This is a genomic window from Litorivivens sp., from assembly GCF_057445395.1.
Genome location: NZ_JBVBUV010000113.1, coordinates 1 through 7,373, shown reverse-complemented (window position 1 = coordinate 7,373; position 7,373 = coordinate 1). Strand labels below are relative to the sequence as shown.

General features: G+C 52.5%; 6 protein-coding genes and 2 pseudogenes. 5 read left to right on the top strand and 3 right to left on the bottom strand.

The features are described from left to right. Nucleotides 1-483, bottom strand: a pseudogene (locus tag AC222A_RS18305) (RNA-guided endonuclease InsQ/TnpB family protein); the annotation flags it as partial. Between the two features lie 67 nt (nt 484-550). Between AC222A_RS18305 and AC222A_RS18300 the strand changes: the two are divergent. The 4 genes from AC222A_RS18300 to AC222A_RS18285 all read left to right on the top strand — a co-directional run bounded on the left by AC222A_RS18300 (nt 551) and on the right by AC222A_RS18285 (nt 3,221). Next, nucleotides 551-958: a TA system antitoxin ParD family protein gene (locus tag AC222A_RS18300; protein WP_372782116.1), complete on the top strand. Its 408-nt coding sequence runs from the start codon at nt 551-553 to the stop codon at nt 956-958. A gap of 2 nt (nt 959-960) precedes the next feature. Next, nucleotides 961-1,527 (top strand): ATPase, encoded by a 567-nt coding sequence (locus tag AC222A_RS18295; RefSeq protein ID WP_372782118.1) that lies wholly within the window; start codon nt 961-963, stop codon nt 1,525-1,527. Between the two features lie 185 nt (nt 1,528-1,712). After that, nucleotides 1,713-1,967, top strand: a complete 255-nt coding sequence (locus tag AC222A_RS18290; protein WP_372782120.1) for a hypothetical protein — start codon at nt 1,713-1,715, stop codon at nt 1,965-1,967. A gap of 297 nt (nt 1,968-2,264) precedes the next feature. Beyond that, nucleotides 2,265-3,221, top strand: coding sequence for a GGDEF domain-containing protein (locus AC222A_RS18285; RefSeq protein ID WP_486775399.1), 957 nt, complete (start codon nt 2,265-2,267; stop codon nt 3,219-3,221). An 82-nt stretch (nt 3,222-3,303) separates the two neighbouring features. Here the strand turns inward: AC222A_RS18285 and AC222A_RS18280 are convergent, their stop codons facing one another. Together AC222A_RS18280 and AC222A_RS18275 are read right to left on the bottom strand one after the other, a co-directional pair. Beyond that, nucleotides 3,304-5,499 (bottom strand): MtrB/PioB family decaheme-associated outer membrane protein, encoded by a 2,196-nt coding sequence (locus AC222A_RS18280; protein ID WP_486775398.1) that lies wholly within the window; start codon nt 5,497-5,499, stop codon nt 3,304-3,306. A gap of 11 nt (nt 5,500-5,510) precedes the next feature. Next, complete coding sequence (locus AC222A_RS18275; protein WP_486775397.1) at nt 5,511-6,485, bottom strand: DmsE family decaheme c-type cytochrome; 975 nt, start codon at nt 6,483-6,485, stop codon at nt 5,511-5,513. A 525-nt stretch (nt 6,486-7,010) separates the two neighbouring features. Here AC222A_RS18275 and AC222A_RS18270 point away from each other — a divergent pair. Beyond that, nucleotides 7,011-7,373, top strand: a pseudogene (locus AC222A_RS18270) (hypothetical protein); the annotation flags it as partial.

Here is a 7,373-nt window from a genome sequence, read left to right as displayed (position 1 = left end):
AGCTCCGCACTCTGAACAGACCCATTCTCTAATTCCAAGATCGGCCCTACCTTTCGGACTACTGTCGGGAATTATCCCGCAGCACGAGCACGTCTGGGTGGAGTAGGCTTCATTGATTACCTCAAATACCACGCCTGCGTGCTCGCACTTATAGGCCAGCATGGCTTTGAGTTGGCCCCAACCGGCATCCTAAACAGATTTCGCCATTTTGGTTTTTACCAGCTTGAGACTCGATACGTTTCCAACGAAGATCGCCGCATTCTCGTTGACGAGTTTGCGGCTGTATTTATGCAGGGCATCTGCCCTGCGGTTCTTGGTTTTAGCGTGGATCGCCTTAACGCGAGACTTGTTTTTGGCGCGCTGGGCAATACCGAGCTTGGCTTCCAGGGCACGATACTCTCGCCCTGCACTGGCGTGGCCGGTGGAATCGGTCGCGGTATCTTTGCACCCTAGATCAATGCCAACCGTGGCCCTCCCGGCGGAGGGCTTTCTTGAACGAAGTGTAGCATAATGCTACAATCTATTCAAAGCGTGACTTGCCGAGGTTGCCATGCCTAAAGCTAATTCCCCTGTTCGTATCCAGCGCGGCCTAATGGCCGATGCTACCGCTGTTGGCAAAGCGCACCACCGCAGCGCCGCAGAGCAGATTGAGTATTGGGCTGACATTGGGCGAAAGGTTTCCAAGATCATCGACCCTGATGCACTGTTGAGATTGACTGCGGGGGTGGTGAAGATTGCGTTGGAACCGGCAAAGCCAGTGACGGTAGACCCTGACGATGTGTTCGCCAAGCTTGATCGTGATCGTGAATCTGGCGCGATTCAGGCCGCATTACCTGCGAACAGTGTTCGCTATCAGGCCTGCCGAGCCCATCCTGGGAAATTGGAGAGGATATCCAGTGATGGCAGCACCCAGGTTGGCGAATTCAAAGGCGGCCAATTCATTCCTGATAGGTCGTAGCTTTGAAACAGCTTTGGGCTATCGTCGGAGGTAATGGCGCTGGGAAAAGCACCTTTTACCAGCAAATGCTTGAGCCGATGGACTTGCCTTTTATCAATGCGGACGTCATAGCGAGAGAGGTTTGGCCTGATGACCCTGAGGGGAATAGCTATGATGCTGCCCAACTGGCCTCACGGCTGAGAGATGAGCTTTTGGATGAGGGAAGAAGTTTTTGCTTTGAAACGGTCTTCTCACACCCATCGAAGATCGACATTCTAGGCAAGGCCAAAGCGCTCGGCTACCAGATCATCTTGGTGGTTATAAATGTTTCATCCTCAGACCTAAACAAGGCGCGAGTGGCTCAGCGAGTCGAGCACGGAGGCCACTCCGTTCCTGATGAGAAGGTTGAAGCTCGCATCCCTCGGATGCTTCAGAATGTCGCCAATGCCATACCGCTTTGCGATGAGGTTAGGGTGCTCGACAATTCAAGCTACGAGAAACCCTTCCTGCCAGTACTGACAATCAAAAACGGCAACTATACTTATCACATCGAATCACTCCCAGACTGGGCAGAATCTATTTTTCAATGATGTGCCACCGCACATGACAATATTTCTGAAGTCCGCCGCCGTTGGCGGGGTGTGCGTATACAGCGCGTAGATCTGCCCTAGAAAAATTACCGTCCTAACTATCTCTGATTTTCTCTCCCTCCCAGTTCCTACTGCACCCCGCTCAACCCGAGATAATGGCTACATATCAACGGGGAGGGGAATAAATGCAACAAGTACTGGATTTTCAAGCGGCTTTTCAGAAACGCCACACTGAGCGCGTGCCAAAAGACACACAAACCCGCGTTAAGATCGAGCGTTACTCGGGCGGCTGCTCCCTGCGTATAAATGTAAAATCCATACCAGGCGTGATCTTCAACGCGAACCACGTGACAGCGACTAAGCAATTTACCCCTCGGCGGTTAAATATGCCGCATGTGAAAACGTATCGGGAGTTGATTTCCACGCTAAATACTACGTAATTGTACCTATTGAGGGTGGTAAGGTATTAGATAACGATGCCACGATAACTTACTGTCAGCGCCCACTATAGTTCCCTTTTTGCCACCGAGTGGCGGGAGCCAGGTCCGTAAAATCCCCTATGTGGATGGCGTACATTTTTTATTATTTTAACCCTGCAAGGTGCTATACATTTCGCGCTCTGACTGGCTGAAGCTTGTTTTCTAAGCAGTCGCAGCAACTGGCTATAGACCAACATGGTCCCGGACGGGCCAAAGCAGTGGACGATGCCTCTATGCAAGAAGTTACTGAACTCGATTATGGGTTCACTCGACGAAGGATTAATGGTTCTTGCAATTAGTGAAACTGAGCCCAGTTCTGTCGTCTATATAAACCCTCAATTTACGACTATTTTTGGTTACACACTCAGCGAACTTCAGGGTGTTGGTTCGGCGGCGTTGTGCCAGCTGTGTGATGACGATGCCGCGATCACCAAGATTACCAATGCGGTACTGTCCCGGACGCCTGTCACGCTGGAAATGCGTTGTGTGAGAAAGGATGGTAGCCAGTTTCCTTGTCGGGTAAGTATCAATATGTCAATAAAGCCCGACGGCGAGTTTGACTATCTCGTCGTTCGAAATCGCGACATCAGCAAGGAGCGGGAAGTCGAACAGAAACTGATACAGTCTAATATTTCCCTGATAAGCCGCAATACCGAATTACAGACGCTGGCCACGCGTGACCAGCTCACTTCACTTCATAATCGTCGTTATTTTGACAGTCAGTTTGACCGCTTGTGTGGTTTTCATAGCCGCCATCGAATGCCGATGTGTGTCGCTTTTATTGATATTGATTGTTACAAGCAATACAACGATTTCTACGGGCATATTGCGGGAGACAATGTTCTACGAACGGTAGGGCGAGAGATCAAGGAAACATTTTCCCGACTTGAGGATATAACAGCGCGGTTCGGTGGGGATGAGTTTGTGATTGTTTCATCGTGCGATGCCGAAACGGACGATGTCCGCATTCATTTTGATGTACTTCGGAAAAATGTGGAATCCCTGGCTATACGACATGAAAAATCAACGTGTGGAGGCGTTATCTCGCTCAGCATAGGGGTCTTTGTAGGTATTCCCACCGAAGCGGATACACCCAGTAAGATACTCAATGCGGCAGATATCGCGCTGTATTCAGCCAAAGCGTCAGGTAGAAATAAGACCGTAATATATAGCCCGGAACTGCGTAAGATTGTGGGGACTGGTGCTGGCGCTTAATGGTTAGCGCTGCGCCGATATTCGGATGGCTACTTTTCTCGCGAACTCCGCAATGTATTTAACATAATTAAAATTTAACGTATTAGAAGCCGTAGCTCAGAGATAGCAGGAACCAATGAACAGAGTAGTTCGGTGTTTCATTGCCCAGAGCGATCGTGGAACTCAGGCTCGATTGCGTTACACCGTCGGTGCTGTAATTCCGCGCGTTGTATTTTTCATAGCCAAGGTTCAGGTTAATGCCAATTCGTGCTGAATACTGGTGATTAAGCTCCAACGAGAGCCTCATCATCTTGTCGCCCTGATCGGGTAAGGGTTCGCTCGACAGTAGTGCCCCCTCGCCAAACTCCAGTAGACTTTTTGAGTGTGATAGGAGGTAACCGAGGGTCATATTGGTTCGGGGTGCTATCTCGTTGACTTCGAGTTCGGCGCCCAGTGTTTTTACGGCATCTTCATTGTTATGGCGCCAATTTCGCTCAGGGTTTTGGCTTTCGGGTACGAGGGCAAAGCCGCGGAAGCTACGTCCTGTCTGGCGGGACTGAAGGACTTCGTGGCCAGCATATACACTCCAGGTAAAACGCTCGGGCTGAGTGTAGCTCATATCCAGGTACGCCGAACGCAGTCGACTACTCTGTAAGCCGAAGTCCGTGTCGGGATAATCATCGACAGCCCGGTTTAAGGATAGCCCAACCTGGAACTGATCGTCTGGTAGCCAGTCGACCCGCACCATGCCCTGATTGCGATGGCGATCGGCCAAGTAATACCGGCGTAGGGCCGGGAGGTTTTCAAAGCGCTCGTCGGCGGGCAGACTATTGATATACGCTGGCGTATGGCTGGCCAAGAAATACTTCTCTCCTTGATAGCGGCTGCCGTGACGCCGCTCATGGCTGATTTCCAGTCGCCATTGCACTTGCTCGCCGAGCCAGTCCGAAACAGCCAGGCCTGCGGTTTGTTGCTGCAGACTTCTTACCTCAGACGCATCTCGCGTTGTATTTCTGTACTGATAGGACGCTCGTATATTGGTTGACGTGCCGGCGCGATAGCGAAGATTCGTATCAAGTTCCTGCTCACGAAAGTCGAAGGGTATGTTGTAGCGTGCGCGATTGCTTGCGGCGTTATTCTGATTCTGAGAGTCTCCGCCGATGTAGATGAAAAGGTCGGTGGGCGTTTTATTTTCTCTGTTTTCATAGCGGGCATTGATGTCCAGTGCCAAGCGCTGGCTTAAGGTGTGATGAAAACCCAGTGAAGCACGCGTAATTGCAATCTCACCCTCAAGTGAATCACGCGGCAAGGGCGAACTGATGTTCAGTGATGGGTTGATTGTGTATGGCAGAAACGTTTCGTCCTGCTGCATCAGCCCGTAATCCAGGCGTCCGTTGAGTCGGGTTTTGGGGCTGAGTCTTGCGGTACCCGCGAGATAGATTTGCTGGTATTGGTTGTCTGGTTCCAGAGCGATGGCGCCCTGACCACTGGGATAGCCCGCGGAGGCGTCCCAGCCGTTGATGGCTGAAAATGGATTGCGCCATACTTGCTGGCGTTCGTCATTTTCAAACTGTGAGAACTGGTAGCCGAGTGTTGCTGAATAGGCACTGTCTTGGTAGCTCGCCTGCAATCTCAGTTCATCGAAGACGAAATCGACGGGGGTGGGGAGGGCGGCCGCCCGAGGGTTTCCGCCTGTGTTCCCGATGACACCGTAACGAACGCGATTGCCTTCCTTCGTCTCATGCATGTAGGCAATATCAAACGACCAGTTATTAGGGGCTGAGAGCCAGTCATAGGCTAGCGTCAGGCGCTTGCGTTCTAGCGTCTCCTTAACACTTAGCAAAGGTCCTGACAGTCCGCTCATGCCGGCGGTAGTATTTGCAGCGACCCAGCCCGAAGGTAATTCCAGCGAACTGGTGTTTGTACTGGTAAAGACGGTGTGCCCAGTGTTGCTTCGATTGTGTGTAAATTCGCTATATTCGGCATACACCCCGTAATTTCCCGCATGCGATAAAGTGGCTTCAAGCCGCGGCACGGACAGCCCGATATTCTCACCAGTCACAGACCATTGAGTCTGCTTTACCGAGGGCGAGGTCAGACGGAAGTCGAGTACTTGATAGGCGCCCTGTTCTTCCAAAGCATTGTATTCGCCGAATTTGAACTGACTGTCGGTGATATAGCCACTGCCGACGTAAACGTAACCCGTCACATTGCTGTTGGAGTCATCTGCTATGGCCAGTGCCGACGATGCACAGATCGCAATGGAGTAAAGGGTCTTGATTCGTGGGCGCGTAATCATCCCAGTCTCCTTTAGCGCGTTAGCCTGATCCCGGAAGGATGGTTAGAACCATGTACTTGCGTATGGCAATTCATACAGTTTCTAGCCAACATGGAGTGGCTCGCACCACTTGGTGGAGTGCCAGCGCCACTGTAGTTGGTGCTTGGGTGGTACGGAGCTAAATGACACTGCTGGCAGAGAAACGGGCCTCGCGAACGCAGCATTGCCTGGTGGACAGACCCATGGGGGGTATGGCAATTAGCGCAACTTTCGCGCACCGGCGCATGCTCCCATAGGAACGGCCCACGTTTTTCTCCATGACACCGATAACACGTGTCATTGACAGAATTTTCGAGCAACAAGGCATCGGTGCTACTACCATGCGGGTTGTGACACTCCTTGCATCCCATCTGTCCTTCCGCGATGGGGTGTGCGCTTGTCTTGTGGATCTGTGCTCGGGTTTCACGGTGGCACCCGAGGCAGAGTTCCGTCTCGGTTGGTGAATTTAACTGGCTTTTACCCTGGGGATTGTGGAGCGAATGGCAACTGCTGCAGGCAACGCCGGCGCGTTCGTGTGCGCTACCTTGCCAATGCGTATTATTGTCTTTCCGGTGACAGGCCAGGCATTGCGCATTTTGAAGCGCAACGGGCGTTCGGCTGTTGAAGCCAATAGCTGTCGGCGCCGGTTTACCATTACTGTGGCGGGTAAGGTGTTCTTGACTGGGACCGTGACAGCTCTGACAGAGCTGTTCGGTGGGCGCGCTCCCGGAAGCTGCTCGGCCGTGGGGTGTGGTCAGAATGCTATGTGCCGGGCTTGGACCATTCGGTCCATGACAGCTTAAACACACCTGCGGGTCTCCCGTTGCGTAAGCCTCTGCTGACGCCGCATTCTCCTTAGATACTGCGATATTTGAGAGGGTGCTGCACAGTACCCAGACACAGAGCAGTATGTATCGCCTTACTGCGACTCCTACGCTTGGGTTGATCGCTAGCGCGCACACAAACATAACTCCTCCTGGCCAATCGGGTAGCTCTTTCCTATTTATCCCTAGGGAGCAAATAGGGCGGCGCTAAGCCGTGATCGCCGAACCACCGCAATTCAGTGCCCGCACGCGATAGCAGCCTGCTCATCGCCTGCCTCTCAATGGAGATTAAAGTGTAGACAACGTGCGTTGGCCGATGCTGTTGCGAGCTCTATGGCGCACCATGCAGACAAATGTGTTATTGCCGCGGGTTCGTTGCCTATAGGGATTATAGTTGAACAACAAATAGAGCAAGGCGAGGTAAATACGCGGATGCGCCGGTATTTAGGCGGTTTCAGCTGGCTTCGTGTAAGAACCCCACATGACGCGGCTTTTCCGGCTGCTGACCTTTTTTCACACCGGGGCTGACCGTAGTGGGGCGGTCGACATCGCCGCTGACCAATGAGAACATCCCTTACAGTTTTCGCCCAATAACAAAAATTGAGGTGCGTCACGAAGTAGCGACAGCGCGCTGTTACTCTTTATGCACCGTTACGCAGGTTTTAAATCATGAATCGACTGTTGAAAAATGTAGAGCGCTCCGGCCTTTCGCGTCGTACCTTCTTGCGCACTTTGCTGTTTTCCGCGGGCAGTGTGGCCACCGCCAGCTGGTTGGCTGGCTGTAATAGCAGTTCCAGTAGCAGCTCCGGCAGCAGTGGGGGTAGTGCCGCCCCACGGCGCAGCCCCTTTGCCAGTATTGGCCCTTTGCAGGCCGCAGATGACAATGGGGTGCAGCTTCCGGCCGGGTTCAGTTCGCGGGTGATCGCTGTTTTCAATGAGCCTCCCATCCCAGACAACCCTGGTTTTTTGTGGCATTCCGACCCCGACGGCGGCGCGGTATTTCGCACTGATGACGGTGGTTGGATCTATGTA

What these genes read in the sequence shown, in the direction of transcription:
- AC222A_RS18285 (WP_486775399.1), top strand. Translation starts at nt 2,265, where the DNA reads ATGGGTTCACTCGACGAAGGATTAATGGTTCTTGCAATTAGTGAAACT.
- AC222A_RS18290 (WP_372782120.1), top strand. Translation starts at nt 1,713, where the DNA reads ATGCAACAAGTACTGGATTTTCAAGCGGCTTTTCAGAAACGCCACACT.
- AC222A_RS18275 (WP_486775397.1), bottom strand. Translation starts at nt 6,485, where the DNA reads ATGTTTGTGTGCGCGCTAGCGATCAACCCAAGCGTAGGAGTCGCAGTA.
- AC222A_RS18280 (WP_486775398.1), bottom strand. Translation starts at nt 5,499, where the DNA reads ATGATTACGCGCCCACGAATCAAGACCCTTTACTCCATTGCGATCTGT.
- AC222A_RS18300 (WP_372782116.1), top strand. Translation starts at nt 551, where the DNA reads ATGCCTAAAGCTAATTCCCCTGTTCGTATCCAGCGCGGCCTAATGGCC.